The sequence below is a fragment of the Pseudomonas sp. 5P_5.1_Bac1 genome (genome assembly GCF_025466015.1).
In the GTDB taxonomy this organism is placed as follows: Bacteria; Pseudomonadota; Gammaproteobacteria; order Pseudomonadales; family Pseudomonadaceae; genus Aquipseudomonas.
On record NZ_JANLNX010000040.1, the window covers coordinates 1 to 23,159 of the forward strand.

Here is a 23,159-nt window from a genome sequence, read left to right on the forward strand (position 1 = left end):
CGGACGCTATCGCCGGCAAGCCGGCTCCCACAGGGGGCGCGGTGTGAGCAGTTTTTGTGGGCCACTGATTTGCTTTTGCTTTTGCTGTTGCTCTTGATGCGCGCAAGTTCAGACGCCACAGATTGCGACGTCAGAAGGCCGAGCGGAGGTGTCTGTAGGGGGCAGGTGCGTAGCACCCTTCGGCGTAGCCGAAGACGCGAGGTGAAGACGTGCGAAGCAAGTCGTAGGCCGCGTGGCCCCCGGAAGGCACCGGAGGGAGGGGACCCGGAGCGCAGCGTAGGGCCGGATGCAGGAGCCAGCGGTTTTCGTCTATTTTGCCAAGACAAAATGGACTCGCCGTAGAGGCGAAAGGGGCCGGCAGCCGCGCCACATGGAATGGATAAGCCCAGAGCACCGAAGCCCAAGGTTCCCCAGTATTCCGTGAAGAACCCTTTTTTGTGCTGGTCTGGAAAACAAACCTTTACTTGCGCGCCACCAACACCGCCCGCCGTGGCGCTGGCAGGCCTTCGATGGTCAGGCTGTGGTCGTTCGGGTCGAGGAAGTCGCTGAGCGACTGATAGCGCATCCAGTCGGTGCTGCGCTGTTCTTCTACGCTAGTGACGCTGACATCCACGCAGCGCACATCCTGGAATCCGGCGCGGCGCAGCCAGCGTTCCAGCGCGGGTACCGACGGCAAATACCAGACGTTACGCATTTGCGCGTAGCGGTCTTCCGGCACCAGCACCTGGTTTTCATCGCCTTCGATCACCAGGGTTTCCAGCACCAGTTCGCCGCCCTTGACCAGGCAATCCTTGAGTGCCAGCAGGTGCTCGATGGGCGAACGGCGATGGTAGAACACGCCCATGGAGAACACGGTGTCGAAGCCTTCCAGTGCTGCGGGCAGGTCTTCTAGGGCGAACGGCAGGTGCCAGGCCGGCAGTTCCGGCAGGTAGCGCTGCACCGCCTGGAACTGGCAGAAGAACAGCCAGTTGGGGTCGACGCCGATCACGCTGTCGGCGCCGGCGCCGAGCATGCGCCACTGGTAGTAGCCATTGCCGCAGCCGACATCCAGTACGCGCTTGCCGCGCAGATCGAGGTGCGGCGACACCCGCGACCATTTCCAGTCGGAGCGCCATTCGGTATCGACGTGCACGCCGAACAGGTCGAACGGACCCTTGCGCCACGGCGACAGGCCCATCAGGGCACTGCGTGCCTGTTCGCGGGTGGCGTCGTCGCAGTCGAAGTCCAGGCGCAGGCCATTGACCAGATCAACGTCGCGCGGGGTCAGGGCCGGCAGGGCATCCAGCGCGCTTTGCCAGCGCTCCAGGTCGCCATGGCCTTTTTCCAGTTTGCTGTCGAGTTGCGCTTGCAGGCCCTGGGACCATTGCGCCAGGGGCGTGCCCGCCAGGCGGCGGACGAGGGGAGAAAGATCGATCATGGCAAGGCAATCAGAGAGGCGAAGTTCAGGCACTGGAACCACGGCACCACCTTGGAGAAGCCCGCTGCCAATAGGCGTTCGCGGTGTTCTTCGAGGCTGTCGGGTTTCATCACGTTTTCGATGGCGCTGCGTTTCTGGGCAATTTCCAGTTCGCTGTAGCCATTGGCGCGCTTGAAGGCGATATGCAGGTCGGTGAGCAGCGCGTGCTCCCCGGCGTCTTCGAAGCGCAGTTTTTCCGAGAGGATCAGCGCACCGCCCGGCACCAGGGCCTGGCGGATCTTGCCGAGCAGAGCCAGGCGCGCGGCCGGTTCGACGAACTGAAGAGTGAAGTTCATCGCCACCACCGACGCCGGTTGCAGCTCAAGGGCGGTGATGTCGGCCTCGATCACCTGTACCGGCAGCAACTCCTGGTACATGGCGTCCTGCGCCTTGAGGTACTCGGTGCAGCGCTCGACCATGGCTGGCGAGTTGTCCACCGCCAGTACCCGGCAACCTTCGCTGCGCACATGCCGGCGTAGCGCCTGGGTGACGGCGCCGAGGGAGCTGCCGAGGTCATAGAGCAGGGTGTCCGGGCGGGCGAACTGCGCAGCGAGGACGCCGATGTTCTCGACGATGGTCGGGTAGCCGGGCACCGAGCGCTTGATCATGTCGGGGAAGACCCGCACGACATCTTCGTTGAAGGTGAAGTCGGGCACCTGATCCAGCGCTGCGGAGAATAGACGGTCGGGTTCTTGGCTCACGGTATGTACACGGGATGGTCGAAACGGGGCGACATTCTAGCCAAGTGGGGAAGGGATGCCTATGAGTTACCGGACCAGCGCCCGTCTTCAGCCGCTTCTACAGGATGTTTCCGCCCTTCAGGACGGAACCCGGCGGCTCCCATACCGCGAGCAGGTCCTTAGGGTAGTCCTCCTGTCATGTCGTCCATGACAGCAATCAGGTCCGGGAAGGACTTCTTGATGAGGACACACCAATGATCATTCATGAACAGAATGAGTCGCTGCAGGCGCTGGATAGCCAGCAGCGAGCCGAGTTCGTTCCGAAGCAGTATTTCGATGTCATTTCCAGACGTACTGAAAAAAACAGGATGCAACCGGCGCTGATTTTTACCGCCGACAACCTGAGATCCATCAAGCGATATGTGGAGTACGTCTATCGCTTGCCGAAAAGTGCTGACGAAATCAGCGAAGGCCACAACTTCGCGCTGCTGGGGCTCGATGCCAATCTCGTTCTCAGGCACTACGCCAGCCTGCGCAAGCATGCCGAGGCGTGGGACATCATCGAGCGTGAGTCCAAGCGCCTGGGCACCCAGCTTGAACAATTCGCCAAAGAGTTCCTCGCACAGGGCGACCACCTGCTCTCCGCGCTGAAAAGCACGGCTGCCTATGGCCGGCTCAGTGAGCGCCTGGTTGACGTGATGGATGACGTCACGCTCCAGCACCTGCCGTACCGGGTGCTGGACAGCAAGGATCAGGCGCAGATCGTCAATGTCGGGGTCTACCTTTCGTTCATCAGGGAAGACATCGACGAGGCCAAGCAGGACATTGCGACGATCAAGGAGCGGGCAATCTGGTTCACCGATGCGGTCGTGAAGCAGTTGCGCCCGGAAATCGATTGGTTGATGCAACGGCTCAACAATGTCGAGGCCGAGAAAATAATCAGTACGCTGCGTGCGGAAATCGAGCCCATGGATGGCTTGATTGCGCAGAAGAGTGCCGAGTATCAGGCGCTGGTGGGCTATGCGTTTTCCGGGCTGGCATTCGGCTTGATCGGGGTGGCGATTACTGGCGGTATTTATGGCGCGCAGGCCGAGCAAGTCCGCGCCGAAAAAAACGAGTTGATATGCCGCCGGGATGCGTTGGCACAGAAAATCGCTGCCATCAGCCCGATGATCGGGAGCTTCGAAAAGACCTCGTTGCAGATCGCCGACCTGAAGTTTCGCCTGACCGAGGTGCAGACGGCCGCGAAGAACCTCGAGGATGTCTGGAGCATGCTGGGCGTGTACGTCGAGGAGTCGGAGGAGGAAATGCGCCGGATCGATACCGACATCAAGCTGGCGACGTTCATCCACCGCTTCGAGCGTGTTGTGCGGCCGTGGGAAAGCATTCGCGGCCTCTCCGCGCAACTGTCGCGGATCTTCAACGAAACGCTGGATGAAATCAGCCGCAAAGGAGCCCTTCGATGAACAATCCCATGACAGCCGTGGATGACTACCCGCTTCCCGCAGTGGCGAAAATGACCGTCTTGAGAGAGCGGATTCTGGAGGTTATCTACAACGACACTCAGGGGCTGTTGCCCGTGTTCGTTGAAAGCGCGCAGAACCTTGCCAGTGCGGTACTGAAAACCGACCGGATGCTCAACGATCAGGTACTGAGTACGTTGGTCCTGCTGCGCAATCATATGTGGGACGACCTGTGCACATCCCTGGAGGCGGCCCGCCGCCTGCCGGCTCAGGGTGAGCAGCGAGACATGGCTGTGCGCAATCGCGAGCGGGACCTGGAACAGGATGCGCAGCGCGATGTTGAGCGCCTGGAGAGCAAGGAGCTGGAGATCGAGGAGCAGTTGCGCGCACTGGAAGCGCTCAGGCTACCGGCGACGGGGCAGCGTTCCGCCAGCCTCATCGAACAGCGCGATAACCTGCTGAAGCTCATCGCCAGCGAGCGAGGGCGTATGAGTAGCCTGGATGCGCGGATTGCCGACACGACGTTGGTGATCGACGCCTTCGATGCGCCGAGCGTATCCAAAGTGTTCAAGGGCTTGATTCCTACGGAACAGGAGGTAGAGCAGGTGACCAAGGCGCTTGCCGGCAAGGGGGTGAGTTCCGACCTGTTGATAAGTGCGTCGAAGAGGTTCGTGGACAATCTGTCGGGCGTCATGGAAGGGCGAAAACTGCTCGACCTGACCCGCGCGCGGAACCGGCTGGTGAGCGAACGCGATGCCATCCGCAGGGAACTGTTCGATTGGGACGCGAAACAGGCGGGGCTGGAGCGTGAACTCGGGCAGTTGCCCAACGTGACAGTGTTGAGCGATCTGCGCAGTCAATGGCTGGAGCAAGGGCGGGTGCTGACGCGCAGTTGGGCCATGCAGGTCGCGGTGATGAAGCAGCAGACCAGCCTGGCGGACCTGGCGGACAGGTTGGCGGCGATGACGCGGTACTTGCTGGCCGTACGCCGCCTTTATGAAGCGGTCTAGCGTACCGAAACCTGGCAGTCGAAGGTCCGCTCGGGCTTGACCTCGGGGGCCCAGGGTTGCTGGTAAACCAGCAGCAGGTGGCCGCTGCCGGCGGTGCGGGCGCGGAAGCGCCAGGTGGATTGGCCGGCGCTGCCGACCATGCCGTCGGTGTCGGCGCTGCTGTAGACCTCGGGGCCGAGGGCGGTGAGTACGCTGTTGGCGGGATTCTGCAGCAGCCAGCGGTAGCCGGTGCTGGGATTGCTCGGGAGGCTGAGGGTCAGGGCCTGGCCAACGCTCAGGTTGATCGGGCACTGGCTTTGGCTTTCGACGATAAGGGTTTCGGGCTGCACGGCATCGCGCGAGCAGGCGGCCAGCAGGCTCACGCCCAACAGCAGGGCGGTACGGCGGATAGTCATGATCGCTCCGGAGCGCGAGTGGGTATGGGCTCGGAGCTTAAACCGGATGGAGGTTCAGGTTCTACTGGTGCTGTGGGAGCGGGCGTACCCGCTCCCCAAGGTAACCATCAGGCGAACATCACCTTCGCCACATCGCCGAAACGCTTGGCGAAATGCACGGTCAGCCCCTGCTTGAGGTAGTCCGGCAGCTCCAGGAAGTCGCCGCGGTTGGCTTCCGGCAGGATCAGTTCGAAGATCTTCTGCCGCCGCGCCGCAATGACTTTCTCCCGCACCCCGCCAATCGGCAACACATGCCCGGTCAGCGTCATCTCGCCGGTCATCGCCACGCCTTTCTTCGGCGACTGGTCGCGGGCCAGTGAGAGCAGGGCGGTGGCCATGGTGATACCGGCGCTCGGGCCGTCCTTCGGCGTGGCACCTTCCGGCACATGCAGGTGGACGAAGGCTTCGTTGAAGAAGGTCGGATCACCGCCGAACTGCTTCAGGTGCGAACTGACGTAGCTGTAGGCGATTTCTGCGGACTCCTTCATCACGTCACCCAGTTGCCCGGTGAGCTTGAAGCCGCGATTCAACGTGTGGATGCGGGTCGCTTCGATCGGCAGGGTGGCGCCGCCCATGCTGGTCCAGGCCAGGCCGGTGATCACCCCTTTGCCGGCCAGCACCTGTTCGCTGCGGAACACCGGCATGCCCAGCGCCGCCTCGAGGTCTTTCGGGCCGATCTTGATGACGGCGTCCGGTTCGTCGAGCAGGCGGACCACGGCCTTGCGCACCAGTTTGCCCAGTTGTTTCTCCAGTTGCCGCACCCCGGCTTCGCGGGCATAGCCCTCGATCACCAAGCGCAAGGCCGCGTCGCTGATGCTCAGGCTGGTCTTGGCCACACCGGCTTTCTGCAACTGCTTGGGCCACAGGTGGCGCTTGGCGATGGCCAGTTTTTCCTCGGTGATGTAGCCCGACAGGCGGATCACTTCCATACGGTCGAGCAACGGACCGGGGATCGAATCGAGGGTGTTGGCGGTGCAGACGAACAGCACTTTGGACAGGTCCAGGCGCAGGTCGAGGTAGTGGTCGAGGAAGTCGACGTTCTGCTCCGGGTCGAGGGTTTCCAGCAGTGCCGAGGCCGGGTCGCCCTGGTAGCTCTGGCCCATCTTGTCGATCTCGTCGAGCATGATCACCGGGTTCATCACTTCCACGTCCTTCAGCGCCTGCACCAGCTTGCCCGGTTGGGCGCCGATGTAGGTGCGGCGATGGCCCTTGATCTCGGCCTCGTCACGCATGCCGCCGACGCTGAAACGGTAGAACGGCCGGCCGAGGGATTCGGCGATGGACTTGCCGATGCTGGTCTTGCCCACGCCCGGCGGGCCCACCAGCAACACGATGGAACCGCTGATCTCGCCTTTGTAGGCGCCCACGGCGAGGAATTCGAGGATGCGTTCCTTGATGTCGTCCAGCCCGGCGTGGTGCTGGTCGAGCACTTTGCGCGCGTGCTTGAGGCTGAGCTTGTCGGTGCCGTACACGCCCCACGGCAGGGCGGTCGCCCATTCCAGATAGTTGCGGGTGACGGCGTATTCGGGCGAGCCGGTTTCGAGGATCGCCAGCTTGCCCATTTCTTCGTCGATGCGTTTCTTCGCGGCGGGCGGCAGGGTCTTGCCTTCCAGGCGCTGCTTGAACTGTTCGAGGTCGGCGCTGCGGTCATCCTTGGTCAGGCCCAGCTCTTGCTGGATGACCTTGAGCTGTTCCTTGAGGAAGAACTCGCGCTGGTGCTCGCCGATCTGCCGGTTCACCTCGGCGGAAATCTCGTTCTGCAACCGCGCGACTTCGACTTCCTTGCGCAGCATCGGCAGGACTTTTTCCATGCGCTTGAGCATCGGCACGCAGTCGAGGACTTCCTGCAACTGCACCCCGGTGGCTGAGGTCAGGGCTGCGGCGAAGTCGGTCAGCGGCGATGGATCGTTGGGGCTGAAGCGGTTGAGGTAGTTCTTCAGCTCTTCGCTGTACAGCGGGTTGAGCGGCAGCAGCTCCTTGATCGCGTTGATCAGCGCCATGCCGTAGGCCTTCACCTCGTCGGTGGGATCGGCGGGCTGGTGCGGGTATTCGACTTCCACCAGGTATGGCGGACGGTGGTGTTTGAGCCAGGTGCGGATGCGCACCCGGGTCAGGCCCTGGGCGACGAACTGCAGCTTGCCGTTCTCGCGGCTGGCGTGGTGCACCTTGACCAGCGTGCCGTACAGCGGCAGGGCCGAGGTGTCGAAATGACGGTGGTCTTCGACCGGCGTGTCCATGAAGAACAGCGCCAGAGAGTGGTGCGGGGTTTTCGCCACCAGGTCCAGGGTTTCCGCCCACGGTTCTTCGTTGACGATCACCGGCAGCACCTGCGCGGGGAAGAACGGGCGGTTGTGAATCGGGATGACGTAGACCTTGTCCGGCAACTGTTGGCCGGGCAATGCCAGGGTCCGGCCGGTGGGATCGTGATCTTCGAGATGTTCGACTTCGGCGTATTCGTCTGGGTGTTCCGGTAGATCCTGCTGGTCGCTCATGGGGCACCTGCGTGAATGACTATGGTGCTTAGATGGGGCGGTAGGTGGGTGGTTTCAATGCCTGACGGATTTTGTCGGAGAGTCTGACCGGACGGTCGATGCCGATCGAAGCTTAGTGCAGTGATTGCCAAATGCTACTGTGACGGTTTGTCGGTTAACCACTGGATAGGGAGGTAAGGCGATGGACGTTGCACTCAAGCGCATCAACCGCGAACTACATGATTTCAGCAAGGATCCACCGGCCAATTGCAGCGCGGGGCCGGTTGGGGACGACCCGTTTCATTGGCAGGCGACGTTGATGGGACCGTCGGGCAGCCCGTATGAAGGCGGGGTGTTTTTTCTCGATGTGCAGTTTCCGCCGGATTACCCCAATCATCCGCCGAAGTTGCGCTTCAAGACGCCCGTGTGGCATCCCAATATCGGGGAGGACGGCGAGGTCGGGCTGGATATCCTGGACGAAAACTGGACCCCGGCGCTGACCCTGGCGAAGGTGATGTTGAGCGTCAGTGCGTTGCTGGTCGATCCGGATCCGCGGGGGGCGTTGCAGCTGGAAGCGGCGCTTGAGTATCAGCGGATGCGGGTTGAGTTCGACCGGAAGGCGCGGGAGTGGACGCGGAAGTTTGCCATGTAGGTTTGCGGTGGTTTTGAGGGCCCTATCGCCGGCAAGCCGGCGATAGGGCCTCAGCCGCACTCAGTTCGGCAATTTGTAAGCGATGATGTAATCGCCCATCTTGGTACCCAGCGAACCGTGACCACCTGCGGTGACCAGCACGTACTGCTTGCCGTCCTTGCCGGTGTAGGTCATCGGGGTCGCCTGGCCGCCCGCCGGCAGGCGGGATTTCCACAGTTCCTTGCCGGTGTTGACGTCATAGGCGCGCAGGTACTGGTCCAGGGTGCCGCTGAGGAAGCCGAGGCCGCTGGCGGTGACGATGGAGCCGCCCATGCTCGGTACGCCGATCGGCAGGCCGATCGGGATCGGCGAGCTGTCGCGGCTGGTGCCGTTCTTGTGTTTCCACACCACTTTGTTGCTGAGCAGGTCGATACCGGCCACATAGCCCCAGGCCGGGGCCTGGCACGGCACGCCCAGTGGCGACATGAACGGGTGCATGATCACCGCGTACGGCGCGCCGGTATTCGGTTGCACGCCGCTGGTTTCGCTCTCGCGCTTGCTGCCTTCGGCCACCGCGGCACGCGGCACCATCTTCGAGACGAAGGCCATGTAGTTCGGGCTGGTGAACAGGATCTGCCGAACCGGGTCCACCGACACGCTGCCCCAGTTGAACACGCCGACGTTACCCGGATAGACCAGCGAACCCTGCTCCGACGGCGGGGTGTACTGGCCTTCGTAGCGCAACTGGCGGAACTGGATGCGGCAGAGCATCTGGTCGAACGGGCTGGCGCCCCACATGGCCTGCTCGGTCAGGTCCGGGCCGAGCAGGTTGAGGTCCGAGCGCGCCTGGGTCGGCGCGGTGTGGTCGCCTTCGACCGCGCCTTGCGGTGCCGGGATCTCGCGGATCGGCACGATGGCGCTGCCGTCGCGACGGTCGAGGACGTACAGGCTGCCCTGTTTGGTCGGGGCGATCAGCGCCGGCTTGATGCCGTCGGCGGTCTTCAGGTTGAGCAGGGTCGGTTGGCTGCCGACGTCCATGTCCCACAGGTCGTGGTGGGTGAACTGGTAGTTCCAGCGCACCTTGCCGGTGGCCAGGTCGAGGGCGACGATGCCGGCGCTGAATTTTTCCGCGCCCGGGGTGCGGTCGGCGCCCCACTGGTCCGGCGTCTGGTTGCCCAGCGGCAGGTAGACCATGCCGAGTTTCTCGTCGACGCTGGCCAGCGACCACATGTTCGCCGAGTTGCGGCTGTAGGTCTTGCCGGGGGCGAGCGGCGCGGTCTGGTCAGGGTTGTTGCTGTCCCAGTTCCACACCAGGCGACCGTCGTGAACGTCGTAGGCGCGGATCACGCCGGACGGCTCGTTGGTCGATTCGTTGTCGGTGACGTGGCCGCCGATAATCACCAGGCCGCGGGTGATGGCGGCGGGCGAGGTGGAGTAGTAGCCGCCGGCGGTGAACGGGCCGATGCCTTGGGTCAGGTCGATCACGCCCTGGTTGCCGAAGCCTTCGCAGACTTTGCCGTTGTCGGCGTTGAGCGCGATCAGGCGCGCGTCGGCGGTGGGCAGGTAAAGGCGACGCGGGCAGGCGCGGGCCACGGCCTGGCCGGCCTCGGAGATTTTCGGCGCCGGGCTGCCGTCGGCGTTCACGTAGCCGTTTTCGTCGTAGTAGGAGACGCCGCGGCAGGTCATGTGGGCGAAGCCCTTGAAGCCGGACGGGCTCTTGATCTGCGGGTCGAAGCGCCAGATTTCCGCGCCGGTGTCGGGGTTCAGGGCCAGCACCTTGCTGTGGGCGGTGCAGGCGTAGAGCATGCCGTTGACCTTCAGCGGGGTGTTCTGGTTGGTCAGCTCGACCGGATCGTTGTCGGTGGGCATGTCGCCGGTGCGGATGCGCCAGGCTTCTTCCAACTGATAGATGTTGGTCGGAGTGATCTGGCGCAGTGGCGAGTAGCGGTCGCCGAACTCGGTGCGGCCATAGGCCTGCCAGTCGCCGTCGGGCATGTCCGGGGCGGTGCTGCCGAGGGTGGTGGTGTCGCGACCCAGTTCACCCTTGATTTCGCCGGGGTAGGTGAACTGGCTGGCGATGGCGGTGGCGCCGGAGGCCACCACTGCCAGGCTCAGCAGGGCAACGTTGATGCGCGCCGGCTGACCGGCCAGGCCACGCAGCGGACGCCGCGCCCACGGCAGCAGCAAAACCACGCCGATGGCGAACCACAGGGCCAGGCGCGGCACCAGTTGCCACCAGTCCAGGCCGACTTCCCACAGTGCCCAGGCGGTGCTGCCCAGCAGCACCAGGCCATACAGGCCCAGGGCATGCTTGCGCAGCGCCAGCAGCATGACACCGGACACGGCGAAGCCGATCCCGGCAATCAGGTAATACAGCGAACCATCGAGCTGCATCAGCTTGATACCGCCGGCCACCAGGGCCATGCCCATCAGCAACAGCAGCACGCCGAGCAGTCTCGGTAACCAGCGGGTTCTACTCAGGGCACCCTCAGTGCTCATCGTCAGTTCTCCATCATGTTGAAAACGTCAGGCCCGGGGGCCGGTTAAAAGCTGCTCTGGATCTTCAGGCCACCAATCAGCGCGTCGTCCACCTCGCTGACGCCGCCCGGATGGCGGATGTACTGCAGGTTCGGGCGCACGGTGAGCCAGTCGGCCAGGTGAATGCCGTAATACAGCTCGGCGCTGTATTCGGTGTCCTGGACCGGCAGGAAAGTGGAGTCGTCGTAGGTGTCGACGCCGGCGACGGCATTGCGCGTCTCGGCGTTCTTGCGGTAGGCGGGATTGACGTGCACGCGGGCCAGGGCGAAGCCGATGTCGTCCTTGGCGCGGGCATCGAACGGCCCCTTGTACACCACACCTGCCTGAACATAGTTGTCGATGGCATTGGTCTTCTTATCGTGCAGCGTGGCATTGGCGAAAACGCTCAGGCCACGGGAATGGTCGCTTGCCAGCGACGTCACCTGCTGCTGCGCCCCCAGCCAGAATCCGTGCTTGCCCGCATGACGGGCGTAGGCCTGGCCACTCATTGCCGCAGCGTGATCGTCGTCGTCGCGGTAAACATCGTTTGCCTTGGCATTACTGTAGTAGTAGCCGGCGCGATATTCCCCTTTGAGGCCTCTGACTGCCGGGCTCCAGACCAGTTCAAGCGGAAACATCGCGCCTTGGGTACCGCTGCCGCTGAGCTTGAACCCGTTCTGCCGGTCGAGGTTGGAAGGGTTCTGCTCGAAGGCGCCGATTTGGGCGTACAGCTCGGGTGTCAGGTTGTAGCGCACCCGCGCCGCCCACTGGCTGACCGGCCAGTTGTACCAACTGTCGCCGACCCAGTTGCCGACCTGTGAGCCGCAGAAGGCCAGGTTCTGGAAGTCGCAAGGGAAGCTGTTGAAGTCCTCGCCTTCGCCGAAGCGGCCCACTTTCACGTCCAGCGCGCCGTCGAAGTACTTCTGTTTGACCCACATCTGCGTCAGCCGCCAGGTCTGGCCGCGGCCCCAGACTTCCTGGGCCGAGGTGAAGCCGCCGACGCGCGGGTCGTTGATACGGTCGTTGCTGATGTTGTTGCCGTGGCGCTCGGTGACGGTCAACTGGAACTCGGCATCGTGCCATCCGAGGATCTTCTCCAGGTCCAGATGGCTGCCGAAGCCGAACTGGTCGCTGTAGCGGGCGGTGCGGTCGTGGTCATGACCGCCGCGCAGGTTGCTGCCCATTTCCCCGGTGTAGGTGAGGCTGAAGTCGTAGCCGCGTTCGGCCAGTTCGGTGCGGCTGCCGTTCCAGTCGCCGAGCATCCACGGCGAGTCGGTATCGAACAGCGAAGCGCCGTGGGCGGCACCGGCGAAAGCGCACAGCAGCGGCGCGGCAAAGAGGCGGGGAGCAGGGAAGCGAGGCATGAGATAGCGCTATCTTTTGAGTGTTGAAAAAACGGCAAATGTCCCGGCGGGTGGAGGATCGCCAGGATTGTGTAGTGATTTTGGTGGATTAAGCGTTTCAGCTTGGGGCGGGAGAATATAGAGGATCGCGGGGATTGGAAAGGCGGAGCCTAGCGATGGAGTGTTGTGGGATTGGTAACAATCCTGCTTGCAGGCCTTCGCGACGAAGCGTCGCGAAGGCCGCAAACGATCAGAACGTTGTACGCAAACCGACCTCGACACTGCGTCCGGCCGCCGGCGCGATATCCCGCAGGATCGAGCTGGCATAGCGCACCGTCTGGTCCGTCAGGTTCTCGCCGCGGACGAACGCCAGCCACTCGCTTTCACCGACATTGAAGCGGTAGCCGAGGCTCGCCCCAAGAGTGGTGTAGCCATCGGTGCTGGTTTCGTTGGCCGGCTTGCGGTGCTGCGAGGCGGCGTGTTGCACGTCGATCCGCGCCTGCCAGCGGTCGAGGTTCCACAGCAGGCCGCTGTTCAGGCGCAGCGGGGCGATGCGCGGCAGGTCTTCGCCGGTGTCGAGGTTCTTCGCGCGGGTGTAGTCGCCGGAGAGTTCCAGGGCGAAGCTGCCGTAGCGGTTTTCCAGCAGTTGCCAGCGGTCCTGCGCCTCGATGCCATAGAACCGCGCGCGCACGCCGCGATAGAGGTACTCGGGCACGTCGCCTGCGTGGTCATGATCGTGGTCGTGGTCATCATGGTCATGATCGTCGTCGCCGTGGTCATGGCCTTCGCGCATTTCGCCGCTGGCCAGCAGGCCGATGTAGTTGCTGAAGTGGCTGTAGAACACCCCGACGCTGCCTTTGTGCGTGCCGTTGTCGAAACGCAGGGCCAGGTCGCTGGCGATGGCTTTCTCTTTCGACAGGTGCGGATCGCCCACCTCGTAGCTGCCGGTGGCGACGTGGGCACCGTTGGCGTACAGCTCGTAGAAGGTCGGCGCGCGCTCGGTGTAGCCGAGGCTCGCGGCCAGCGACCAGACCGGCGTCAAGCGGTACACCGCGCCGGAAGACAGGCTGGCGGCGGTGAAGCTGCTGGCGCTGTCGGCCTCGGCGAAGCGCTCGCTGCCTTTGCTGTCGGGATCGACCCGCGTGTGTTCCAGGCGACCGCCCAGGCTCAGGTTGAGGCGCTCGGTGGCTTGCCACTGTTCCAGCAGGAACAGCGCGACGCTGTTGGTATCGGTTTGCGGGACGAAGGCTTCTTCACCCAAGGCCGAGAATTCGTTGCGGCTGACCTGCGCGCCGATCACCCCTTCCACCGGGCCCAGCGGCTGATGCCGGGCTTCGACGCGGGCCTCGTAACCCTTGTTCTTGAAGGTGGTGTGAACCTCGCCTTCTTCCAGTTCGCGGTGTTGGTAATCGGTGTAGCCGAGGTCGAATTTCAGTGAGCTGAATGGGCCGTCTAGGTCGCGGATCTCGGAGGCGAAGCCGTAGTGATCCTGCTCCATCGCCAAGCGCACGCCGGGTTCCGCCACCGAGCCGTAGTTGGAATCATAGCGGCTGTAGGACAGGCCGGTGTAACCGTGCTCCCAGGTGTAGGAACCGCCGATGGCGCCGCCGTCCTGGCGACCGTCGCTGTTTTCCAGACGGTGACGGCTGCCGGGTTCGTCGGCATCGCGGACCTTCGCGCTTTGCGCGTAACCGGGAATGCGCAGGTCATTGAACTGACGGCTGTTGGCGTCCAGATGTAGGGCGAAACGACCGTCGCCGGCTTCCAGCTTGCCGGCGGCGCTGCGGGTGGTGTCGGCGCCGCCGTAGCGCAGCTCGCCGGCACCGTGGATGCCTTCGATGGCCTCGGTGGGAATGCGGTTGTCGAAGGTGTTGACCACGCCGCCGATGGCGCTGCCGCCATAGAGCAGGGCGGCGGGGCCACGGACGATTTCCACGCGCTCGACATTCACCGGGTCCAGCGGAACGGCGTGGTCGTAGGACAGCGCCGAAGCGTCCAGCGCACCGACGCCGTTGCGCAGCAGGCGAATGCGGTCGCCGTCCAGACCGCGAATGATCGGCCGGCTGGCGCCTGGGCCGAACCAGGTGGAAGACACGCCGGGCTGGTTGTTGAGGGTTTCACCGAGGCTGCCTTTCTGTTGCAGCAGCAACTGGTCACCTTCCAGCACGCTGCTCGGCGTGGCCAGTTGCGCGTTGCCCAACGGGTTGGCAGTGACTACCTGAGGTTGCAATTCCAGCGCCTGGCTTGGTGAGCTGGCAAGCCAGAGGGCGACGGCAAGGGGTGAAAGGGGGAGAGGGAGGTAACGCATGCAAGGTCCTTGGCAGAGGTCATTTATCGTTACACTATAACATTGCCGTGAAATCAAAATGCAATCCCTCTCGTGGCGCATCCCGCCAGCTAGACTCCTGAAAGCCTCGATCCGGATGAAAGAGGCAGACGCGCGCCGACACCTGGGCTAAGGTGCGCACCTTTGTTTTGCTGGAGACAGGCATGAGCGCCGCTGACAAGAATCCGCTGCATGGCGTGACACTGGAAAACATCCTCACCGCGCTGGTCGCGCACTACCAATGGGACGGGCTGGCGCAACGCATCGACCTGCGCTGCTTCAAGAGCGATCCGAGCATCAAGTCGAGCCTGACCTTCCTGCGCAAGACGCCGTGGGCCCGTGAGAAAGTCGAAAGCCTCTACCTGAAGATGCTGCGCGATATCAAACGCGGGCAGTAAGGCGATGACCGCGCGACACTGGACCGGCGCGGCGGCCTGCCTCGGCTGGTTCGGCCTGGCGATCCAGTTGTACCTGGTGCTGTGGGCGCGCTGGCAGGACCAGGCCAGCCTGTTGGGCGGGCTGGTCAATCTCTTCGGTTTTTTCACCGTGCTGAGTAATGTGCTGGTAGCGACCGTGCTGACCCAGGCGGCGTTCGGCCGTGAGTCGGCGGCGCGGCGATTCTGGTTGTCGCCGTGGGTAGGTTCCGGCGTGCTGGTCAGTATTGTCTTCGTCGCTGTGGCCTACAGCCTGTTGCTGCGCCATCTCTGGCAGCCCGAGGGCTGGCAATGGCTGGCGGACGGCTTGCTGCACGACGTCATGCCGGCGTTGTTCGCGGTGTATTGGTGGCTGCGGGTGGAGAAGGGCACGTTGCGGCTCAGGCATCTGGCGGCTTGGCTGCTGTACCCGCTGGGGTATTTCGGCTACGCGCTGTTGCGCGGCCATTGGGTCGGGTTTTACCCGTACCCGTTCATCGATGTGGCGACCTTGGGCTACCCCCAGGTAGTGCGCAATGCGCTGACGATGCTCGGCGCGTTTATCGTCCTCGGCGTGTGTGTCATTGGCCTGGACCGCTGGCAGGGCAAGCGCCTGGCGCGAGCCAGGACGCAGCCCTGATTGACTTACGCCGTCACTCGTCGGCGGTGCCGTCCAGACGCCAGTAGGCGGCAGCCTTGAGGCGGTCTTCCGACACGCCTTTTTCTTCCAGCAGCAGCGCCTTGGCCTTGCGGGTCAGGCCTTTTTCCAGCGCCACCCAGGCGTACAGTTCGCCTGGCGGCAGGCTCACCTCGGCCAACACATCCAGCACATTCTGCTTGTGCCGCTCGATCCAGATCACCTCGACCTCGGCCTTGCTCGGCAGCGGCTGGCGTTCTTGTGCGTCTTCAATTTCAACCAGCACCAGCACTTTGCGACCGGCTGATAATTCTTCCAGGCGGCGACCGATGGCCGGAATGGCGGTTTCATCGCCCACCAGCAGGTAGCTGTCGAAGATGTCCGGCACCACCAGCGAGCCGCGCGGGCCGGCGATGTTCAGTTTCTGACCGGGCGCGGCCTGGGCGGCCCAGGTCGAGGCAGGGCCGTCGCCGTGGAGGACGAAGTCCAGGTCCAGCTCGTTGTTGGCCAGGTCGATGCGCCGCGGGGTGTATTCGCGCATGGTCGGCTTCACGCCTTCCTTGGGCAGGTCGACGGCGTCCATGGCCGCCTGCTCTTCGGCGTTGTTGGCGAACAGCAGTTTGACGTGGTCATCGCTGCCGAGGCTGATGAAGCCTTGCAGTTGCGCGCCGCCAAGGGTGATGCGGCGCATGCGCGGGGTCAGGTCGGTGACCCGCAGCACGGTCAACTGGCGGTGTTTGATCTCGTGCATGACGCGGTGGATGGTGTTTTCGCTCACAGTCATTCGGATGGCTCCTGGGAAGGGGAGGTTGCCGGGCCGGCAACGATGGCTTTCGCGGTTTGGTTGAGCAGGTTGCGCACCCGCTCGATTTCTTGTGGGTTCCAGCGCCCGCTGTGCATCTGCAGGGCATGGCGCAGGTTGTGGACGGCTTCGTGGATCTCCGGCGGACGGTCATGCCCGCGCAGCGAGCGCTTGCTGACTTCGATGCGCATGCGCACGCCGTCGAGCGCCACGGCCTGATCTTCGAGGGATTGGCGCCCGGCGTCGGTGGCGCGGTAGAGCTTTTTGCTGCCGTCGATTTCGCCGCTGATCAGTTCGCTTTCTTCGAGAAAGGTCAGGGTCGGGTAGATCACGCCCGGGCTCGGGCTGTAGTTGCCGTCGAACAGGCTTTCGATCTGGCGGATAAGGTCGTAGCCGTGGCAGGGCTGCTCGGCGAGCATCGCCAACAGCAGCAGTTTCAGGTCACCCGGAGCGAAGACCCGGGGGCCGCGGTCGCCGCGTTCGCGACGGCGTTCGAAGCCCTCGGATTCGCGAGGGCCGTGAGGGAAATCGCGCATGAGGTTTCTCCTGTGTGCTTACGATATGTCTCAAGATATTACTCAAGATATATCTTATTGCAAGCGGGAGATTGGTTTGGTCAGGCCTCATGCGGCTTAAAAGGACGACGGAGAACTCAATTTGCCTGGGTAACACTCGACCCTGGCTCAGCCATCAGCGGCGGCGCGCAGAGGGTGTTGCCGCCCGGTTTCAGGTATGGCAGAAGAATCGGCGCCATGCCCTTGAGCACTTGCACCGGCAGCGCCGAAGTGAATTTGAACGCTTCGGCCGCCCGGCCCGGCACGAATGCGGTGAGGGTGCCGAAGTGGTTGTCGCCCAGGTAGAACACGAAGGTCGCCGTGCGGTTCAGCGAACGCGAGCCGATCAGCCGGCCACCGGCGCCGAAGCTTTCGATGCGGTTGTCGCCGGTGCCGGTCTTGCCGCCCATGGTTAGCACGGTGCCGTCATCGAGCTTGAACGCCCCGGACACACGCCGCGCCGTACCGGCATCGACCACTTGCGACATCGCCCCGCGCAGGGCCTGCGCGACTTCCACCGAAAGCACCCGTTCGCCGCGGTCGGGGTCACCGGCCAGGCTGGTTTCGTAGGGGGTGCCCGCGGCGAAATGTAGCGTGTCGATGCGAAGCACCGGCAGGCGCACGCCATCGTTCTGGATGATCCCGACCAGTTCGGCGAGCGCTGCCGGGCGGTCGCCGGAGCTGCCGATGGCGGTCGCCAGCGAAGGCACCAGATGATCGAACGGGTAGCCGACGCGTTTCCAGCGCGCATGGATATCGAGGAATGCCTCGACTTCCACCAGGGTGCGGATGCGGCTGTCGCGGGCGCCCTTGTGTTTGCTCTTGAACAGCCAGCCGTAGACTTCCTGGCGTTCGAAATGGCTGGCCAGCACCGCCTCCTGGAAGCTGGCGCCCGGGTGCTTGAGCAGGTAGCCGACCAGCCACAGGTCCAGCGGGTGGGACTTGGCGATAAAGCCCTGGTCAGGCAGGTCGTACTTGCCGGGGCCGTAGGCGAGGTACAGGTCTTCGAGGCGCCCATCGCTCAGCGGATCTTTCTTGCCGGCCAGTGGCTTGCTGACCAGGCCTTCTTTTTTCATGTGGGCACGGACGAAGGCGTTGAAGGTGCTCTGGTCCGCTTCGGGGAACAGGTAGCGGTGCACGGCGGCCAGGCGAATCGGGGTCGCCCGCAGGCCGTCGAGGAAGGTGTCGAGGCGTTCCTGCGAGGTCTTGCGCTGGTACTTTTTCCAGAATCGACGCAGGAAGTCGGTGCCTTCTCGGTCGGCGAAGCGCGCCAGGTATTCCTGACGCCGCGGCTCGGCATCGTCCTTGAGCAGCGCGGAACTGTTGCCCGGCGCCTGGTAAGTGCTGTAGCGCACCAGATCGCGCATCAGACGGATGAAGGGCAGGTTGATCGACTCGCGCAGGGCGTCTTTCAGCGTCGGAATACGACCGTTGTCTTCCTTGCGGAAGTTGTTGAACACATGCAGGCCGCCACCGGTGAAGAACGCCTCGCCGGGGCTGGCCGAATACTTGCGCTCCAGCGCGGCATCGAGCATCGCGGTGATGTTGCGGTCCTTGTTCTGGATCAGGTAGTCGATGGCCCAGCGGGTGATGAAGTCGACATCGGTCACTTCGACTTTCTTCAGTTCCGGCACCGACAGGCCGCCGTAGCGGTCGTGCAGTTCGGAGATGATTTCCAGGTAACTGGTCAGCACCCGCAACTTGGCGGTGGAGCCCAGCTCCAGCTTGCTGCCTTCGTTGATGTCGAAGGGCTGGTCGGTGCTGTCGGTCTGTACCCGTACCCGCGAACCGTCGGCGGTGCGCTCCATCAGGGTGAAGCTGTAGCGCACCTGGGTGGTGCTGGTGGGGGTCAGCAAGCGTTCGCCGAACAGCCCCATTTTTTCGGCGAAGGCCGGGTCGGCGAGGTTTTTCAGGTAGTCGCTGACCTGGGTCTGCAAGCCCGATTGCAGGGTGCTGGTGGCCGACAGATCCAGGCGGTCGAGGTCGTACAGCGGCCGCGCGAGCATGCTCGAAAGACGACTGCGGGCGACGCTGATGCCCTTGTTGGTGACGATCGGCACGATGGTCGGCTGCGCGACCCAGTCGCGGTAGATCGCCTTGCTCGCCAGGGCGGCGTCGGCCAGCTGCTGGTCGATGATGTTGTTCGCCGCCAGCAGGCGGACATGGCTGTCGGTCAGCACCGCCAGTTCATTGCGGCCCTTGGCGAGAAAGTGTGAAGGGCGGCGCTGGGCAATCATCAGCGACAGCACCTGGCGCAGCGCCAGGCCACGTGCGGCGAGGGTTTCCGGGTCAGTTGCGGAGGAGGCCAGCAGGCGGTTGACCTCGGCGAAGTCGGCGCCGTACCAGACGCGCAAGCCCTCGGCCATGCCGTGCACTTCACCGTGGCCCGGCACCGCCGAAAGCGGCACGCTGTTGAGGTAGTCGCGGACGATACGCTGGCGCGCTTCGAGGGTTTGCGGGCCGTCCTGATAGGCGCGCACGCTGGCGGAAATCATCTGGCGGATCTTCTCGCCGCCGGACACCGTCAGGCCGTCCGGCGAATGACGGTATTTCTCCAGTTGGGTGGCCAGGGTGCTGCCGCCCGCCGACTGGCCGGGCAGGGCGAGGTACTTGGCGATCTGGGTGTAGGCCGCTTTGGCGAAGCGCGGCCAGTCCACCGCCGGGTTGCCGTTGGGGTCGTTGGGATCGAGCAGGTCTCGGTTCTCGATGAACAGCAAGCTGTGCACCATCACCGGCGGAATAGAGGCGAAGTCCGGATAAAGGTGTTGCGGGTACTGGTACTGATAGAGCACATCGCCCTTGCAGTCGGTGATGCTCAGGCCGGCCTGAATTTTCTCGGTGTAGGGTACGAAAAAGCCGCGATCAACGTAGTTCATCAGTGCTGGAGAAAAGCGAGTCTGCTCCACCACCACGTAGTCCCGCTTCAGCAGGCGAGGAATGAATTCTCCGAGAGCGCTGTAGCCCAGACGCTTATCGAACGGCCCTTCGCCGGGGTAGACCATGGCGTCGGTGGGGCCCTTGTGCATCGAATAGCTCAGGGTCGCGGCGAACTTGCTGAACTCGCGGGATTGCAGGCGCGAACTCTGCATTTCCTTGGTGGCGGCATAGCCCAGCAACGCCAGCGTGATCAGCACGATCAGGGCGATCAACCACCACAAATAGCGTAGGCGGGAGCGGCGAGGCGATGGCGTTTCTTCCGTGTTTTCTGCGGGGGCTAGGGTATTTCCGTGATCCGAGTGCCACTGTGCGCCCATAGTCTTAAGCCCGGTTTTGTCTTTTTCGTCTTGCTTGCCTGAAGCTTAGACGCTGACCGGAGGCGGTGAAAAAATTGTTGAGAGCTGTCAGTTAATTCCTAAAAACGAGTCAGAAATCATAGGTTTTGCACGTCATATTGGCCGCCCTATTTGGGTGCCAAACTTCCCGCAATCAATGAGCGATCCGCGCTTTGTGGTGAAAGCCACTCCACAAAAGCTGTTCTGGCCGAGACTTCCCGCCAAATATCCCGCTGTTTACAGTGAAAACACCTGCATTCGCCTCCCTATACTGCTGGCCCTTTCGCTCTGCCGGCACCTTGACTGCCCGCGGACGGGCTCACCCACAAGGTCGAGCCCGGCGAGGCACCGCGTCCTGCCTACCGGCGATGCGCCTGCCTGCGTGATTGCTCATATCCAATAACAAAATGAGGTTGTATCACCATGCCAGTCGGCAACCCTTCTCCTGCCGAGACCGTCCAGGGCGGTCCACTCAAACGGGAACTCGGCGAACGCCACATTCGCCTCATGGCCCTTGGCGCCTGCATCGGCGTCGGCCTGTTCCTCGGTTCCGCCAAGGCCATTGAAATGGCCGGTCCGGCGATCATGCTGTCCTACATCATTGGCGGCCTGGCGATCCTGGTGATCATGCGGGCGCTCGGCGAAATGGCCGTGCACAACCCGGTGGCCGGGTCCTTCAGCCGCTACGCGCAAGATTATCTCGGCCCGCTGGCGGGCTTCCTGACCGGCTGGAACTACTGGTTCCTGTGGCTGGTGACCTGCGTCGCGGAAATCACCGCGGTGGCCATCTACATGGGCATCTGGTTCCCCGATGTACCGCGCTGGATCTGGGCCCTGGCGGCGCTGGGCAGCATGGGCGCGATCAACCTGATCGCGGTCAAGGCTTTCGGTGAGTTCGAGTTCTGGTTCGCCCTGATCAAGATCGTCACCATCATAGCCATGGTCATCGGCGGCATCGGCGTCATCGCTTTTGGCTTCGGCAACGACGGTGTCGCGCTGGGCATCGGCAACCTGTGGAGCAACGGCGGCTTCATGCCCAACGGCGTGACCGGCGTGCTGATGTCGCTGCAGATGGTGATGTTCGCCTACCTCGGCGTGGAAATGATCGGCCTCACCGCCGGTGAAGCGCGCAACCCGCAGAAGACCATCCCCCAGGCCATCGGCTCGGTGTTCTGGCGCATCCTGCTGTTCTACGTCGGCGCGCTGTTCGTGATCCTGTCGATCTACCCGTGGAACGAAATCGGCAGCCAGGGCAGCCCGTTCGTGATGACGTTCGAGCGCCTCGGCATCAAGACCGCCGCCGGCATCATCAACTTCGTGGTAATCACCGCCGCGCTGTCGTCCTGCAACGGCGGCATCTTCAGCACCGGGCGCATGCTCTACAGCCTGGCGCAGAACGGCCAGGCCCCGGCCGCCTTCGCCCGCACCTCGCGCAACGGCGTGCCGCGCAATGCGCTGCTGCTGTCCATCGCCGCCTTGCTGCTGGGTGTGCTGGCCAACTATCTGGTGCCGGAAAAAGTCTTCGTCTGGGTGACCTCGATTGCCACCTTCGGCGCGATCTGGACCTGGGCGATGATCCTGCTGGCGCAACTGAAATTCCGCGCCGGCCTGAGCGACGCCGAGCGTGACCGCCTGCAATACCGCATGTGGCTGTGGCCGCTCAGCTCCTATCTGGCGCTGGCGTTCCTGATGCTGGTGGTGGGCTTGATGGCGTACTTCGAAGACACCCGCGTGGCGCTGTATATCGGCCCGGCGTTCTTGGTGTTGCTGACGGCCCTGTATTACGGGTTCAAGCTGGCGCCGAAGGGTGAAGAAGGCGGGCTGGTACGCCCGGCCTCATAACATCGAAAACCTGCAGGAGCGCGCTGGTCCGGGCGCTCCTGCACGGATCAGGCTGCGGGGGCCGGCACCACCCGCGTCAGCCGTTTGTTCCAGTCCAGCCACACCGCCAGCAGCATCATCAATCCCACCCCCACCAGTGCACTGAACACCTGCATCGACCAGTGTTCATCGCCCAGCGCGTTGGCCATGTCCGCCAGCGGCGCCAGCAGCACGCCGAAGCAGAACACTTCCAGCGAATACCGACCCATCCGGCAGCTTTGCCGCGCCAGCCAGTTTTCCAGCCATGCGCCTGCGGGCAGCAAACGTGCGGTGCAGTAGGCGAGGGCCAGGAAGTGCAGCAGTCGCGCCGGTGACAGGTTGGTCTTGCTGATCGGGTACAGCCACTCGGCCAGCACCTTCGGCATGAACGCGTCGTGCACGTCGGGCCAGCGCCACGACAAGGCGATCAGCGCACACAACAGCAAGTAGCCCGCCGCGACCATGAACAACGGCTGCCGCCACACCGGCCGCAGCTCCGGCGTGTGCTCGCGCTGGGAATGAATCGCCACCGCGCCGCCGAGAATGAACAGCAGTTGCCAGGCCAGCGGATTGAAGAACCACACCCCGCCTTCCTGCGCCGCCAGGTTCCACTGGAACATCGGCGCCATCAGGTACAGCGCCACCGAAAAGCCCACCACGTATTCCGCCCGGCGCAGCATCAACGGCAGCACCAACGGCAACCCGAGCAACAGCAGGATGTACAGCGGCAGCGGGTCCATCAGGTTAGGTTTGAAGCGCAGCAGCAACTCGTCCACCAGCGCCTGCTGCGGATTGCCGAGGAAATAATAGAGGCCCATTTCTTCGATCATGTCGCGGGTTTCGACGTGGTTGTTGGCGACGAAGACAATGCCCATCAACAACACCAACAGGAAGATGTGCACCACATACAGGACCCAGGCGCGGCGCAGGATGCGCACGCACGCGACGACCCAGCCGTCGCGCAGCGCCACCTTGCCGTAGGCCAGCACCGCGGCGTAGCCGGCGAGGAACACGAAGATTTCCGCCGCATCGCTGAAGCCGAAATTGCGCACGGTGAGGTTGGCCAGCGGGTTGCCGGGGATGTGGTCCCAGAAGATGAAGACCAGCGCCAGCCCTCGAAAAAAGTCGATCCGGTGATCGCGCCCGTTAATCATGATGAAGGCTCTTGAAGAAGGGTGTTTCAGTAGAGGATCAGCGCAGGCGATCTGCGGTTCCGCGCCGCTGACCTTTGCCGATCAGTGGCGCGGAGGGTGGGGAGTTTTGCCGGATATTGCAACGACGGCGTGTTAC

At 63.4% G+C, this 23,159-nt stretch carries 17 protein-coding genes; 6 read left to right on the forward strand and 11 right to left on the reverse strand.

Annotated elements, in window-relative coordinates; genetic code table 11:
• Nucleotides 1–460 precede the first annotated feature (460 nt).
• Together cmoB and cmoA are read right to left on the reverse strand one after the other, a co-directional pair.
• The gene (gene cmoB, locus NTD82_RS07970) at nucleotides 461–1,417 is read right to left on the reverse strand and encodes a tRNA 5-methoxyuridine(34)/uridine 5-oxyacetic acid(34) synthase CmoB (RefSeq protein WP_095154852.1); all 957 of its coding nucleotides are present in this window, start codon (nucleotides 1,415–1,417) and stop codon (nucleotides 461–463) included.
• Nucleotides 1,414–2,157 (reverse strand): carboxy-S-adenosyl-L-methionine synthase CmoA, encoded by a 744-nt coding sequence (gene cmoA, locus NTD82_RS07975; protein ID WP_262128310.1) that lies wholly within the window; start codon nucleotides 2,155–2,157, stop codon nucleotides 1,414–1,416. Before cmoA ends, cmoB begins: the two co-directional genes overlap by 4 nt.
• 233 nt (nucleotides 2,158–2,390) lie before the next feature.
• On the opposite strand from cmoA, the gene NTD82_RS07980 reads away from it, so the two are divergent.
• Complete coding sequence (locus NTD82_RS07980) at nucleotides 2,391–3,602, forward strand: alpha-xenorhabdolysin family binary toxin subunit A (RefSeq protein ID WP_095154854.1); 1,212 nt, start codon at nucleotides 2,391–2,393, stop codon at nucleotides 3,600–3,602.
• Nucleotides 3,599–4,609: an alpha-xenorhabdolysin family binary toxin subunit B gene (locus NTD82_RS07985; RefSeq protein ID WP_262128311.1), complete on the forward strand. Its 1,011-nt coding sequence runs from the start codon at nucleotides 3,599–3,601 to the stop codon at nucleotides 4,607–4,609. The genes NTD82_RS07980 and NTD82_RS07985 overlap by 4 nt, the downstream gene beginning before the upstream one ends.
• On the opposite strand, the gene NTD82_RS07990 is transcribed toward NTD82_RS07985, so the two are convergent.
• Nucleotides 4,606–5,004, reverse strand: coding sequence for a protease inhibitor I42 family protein (locus NTD82_RS07990; protein WP_095154856.1), 399 nt, complete (start codon nucleotides 5,002–5,004; stop codon nucleotides 4,606–4,608). The genes NTD82_RS07985 and NTD82_RS07990 overlap by 4 nt on opposite strands.
• A 107-nt stretch (nucleotides 5,005–5,111) precedes the next feature.
• Nucleotides 5,112–7,535, reverse strand: coding sequence for an endopeptidase La (gene lon, locus NTD82_RS07995; protein ID WP_262128313.1), 2,424 nt, complete (start codon nucleotides 7,533–7,535; stop codon nucleotides 5,112–5,114).
• A gap of 181 nt (nucleotides 7,536–7,716) precedes the next feature.
• Between lon and NTD82_RS08000 the strand changes: the two genes are divergently transcribed.
• Nucleotides 7,717–8,166 (forward strand): ubiquitin-conjugating enzyme family protein, encoded by a 450-nt coding sequence (locus tag NTD82_RS08000; RefSeq protein WP_095154858.1) that lies wholly within the window; start codon nucleotides 7,717–7,719, stop codon nucleotides 8,164–8,166.
• A 60-nt stretch (nucleotides 8,167–8,226) separates the two neighbouring features.
• Here the strand turns inward: NTD82_RS08000 and NTD82_RS08005 are convergent, their stop codons facing one another.
• The 3 genes from NTD82_RS08005 to NTD82_RS08015 all read right to left on the reverse strand — a co-directional run bounded on the left by NTD82_RS08005 (nucleotide 8,227) and on the right by NTD82_RS08015 (nucleotide 14,313).
• Nucleotides 8,227–10,644: a glucose/quinate/shikimate family membrane-bound PQQ-dependent dehydrogenase gene (locus NTD82_RS08005; RefSeq protein ID WP_262128315.1), complete on the reverse strand. Its 2,418-nt coding sequence runs from the start codon at nucleotides 10,642–10,644 to the stop codon at nucleotides 8,227–8,229.
• A gap of 44 nt (nucleotides 10,645–10,688) precedes the next feature.
• The gene (locus NTD82_RS08010; protein WP_262128316.1) at nucleotides 10,689–12,026 is read right to left on the reverse strand and encodes a carbohydrate porin; all 1,338 of its coding nucleotides are present in this window, start codon (nucleotides 12,024–12,026) and stop codon (nucleotides 10,689–10,691) included.
• Between the two features lie 229 nt (nucleotides 12,027–12,255).
• Nucleotides 12,256–14,313, reverse strand: a complete 2,058-nt coding sequence (locus tag NTD82_RS08015) for a TonB-dependent receptor (RefSeq protein WP_262128317.1) — start codon at nucleotides 14,311–14,313, stop codon at nucleotides 12,256–12,258.
• A 182-nt stretch (nucleotides 14,314–14,495) separates the two neighbouring features.
• Between NTD82_RS08015 and NTD82_RS08020 the strand changes: the two genes are divergently transcribed.
• The gene (locus NTD82_RS08020) at nucleotides 14,496–14,729 is read left to right on the forward strand and encodes a VF530 family protein (protein ID WP_262128318.1); all 234 of its coding nucleotides are present in this window, start codon (nucleotides 14,496–14,498) and stop codon (nucleotides 14,727–14,729) included.
• 4 nt (nucleotides 14,730–14,733) lie between these two features.
• Nucleotides 14,734–15,384, forward strand: coding sequence for a Pr6Pr family membrane protein (locus NTD82_RS08025; protein WP_262128319.1), 651 nt, complete (start codon nucleotides 14,734–14,736; stop codon nucleotides 15,382–15,384).
• A 13-nt stretch (nucleotides 15,385–15,397) separates the two neighbouring features.
• Here NTD82_RS08025 and NTD82_RS08030 read toward each other — a convergent pair whose 3' ends face one another.
• From NTD82_RS08030 to NTD82_RS08040, 3 genes are all read right to left on the reverse strand, one after another.
• Nucleotides 15,398–16,165, reverse strand: coding sequence for a siderophore-interacting protein (locus NTD82_RS08030; RefSeq protein ID WP_262128320.1), 768 nt, complete (start codon nucleotides 16,163–16,165; stop codon nucleotides 15,398–15,400).
• Nucleotides 16,162–16,719 (reverse strand): PadR family transcriptional regulator, encoded by a 558-nt coding sequence (locus NTD82_RS08035; protein WP_095154865.1) that lies wholly within the window; start codon nucleotides 16,717–16,719, stop codon nucleotides 16,162–16,164. Before NTD82_RS08035 ends, NTD82_RS08030 begins: the two co-directional genes overlap by 4 nt.
• A 116-nt stretch (nucleotides 16,720–16,835) precedes the next feature.
• Nucleotides 16,836–19,991, reverse strand: a complete 3,156-nt coding sequence (locus NTD82_RS08040; protein ID WP_262128323.1) for a transglycosylase domain-containing protein — start codon at nucleotides 19,989–19,991, stop codon at nucleotides 16,836–16,838.
• 441 nt (nucleotides 19,992–20,432) lie between these two features.
• On the opposite strand from NTD82_RS08040, the gene NTD82_RS08045 reads away from it, so the two are divergent.
• A complete protein-coding gene (locus NTD82_RS08045) occupies nucleotides 20,433–21,851 on the forward strand; it encodes an amino acid permease (RefSeq protein WP_262128325.1) in 1,419 nt (472 codons plus the stop codon).
• Nucleotides 21,852–21,898: 47 nt separating this feature from the next.
• On the opposite strand, the gene NTD82_RS08050 is transcribed toward NTD82_RS08045, so the two are convergent.
• Entirely contained in the window at nucleotides 21,899–23,023 is a 1,125-nt protein-coding gene (locus NTD82_RS08050; protein ID WP_262128326.1) for an OpgC family protein, read from the reverse strand.
• Nucleotides 23,024–23,159 lie beyond the last annotated feature (136 nt).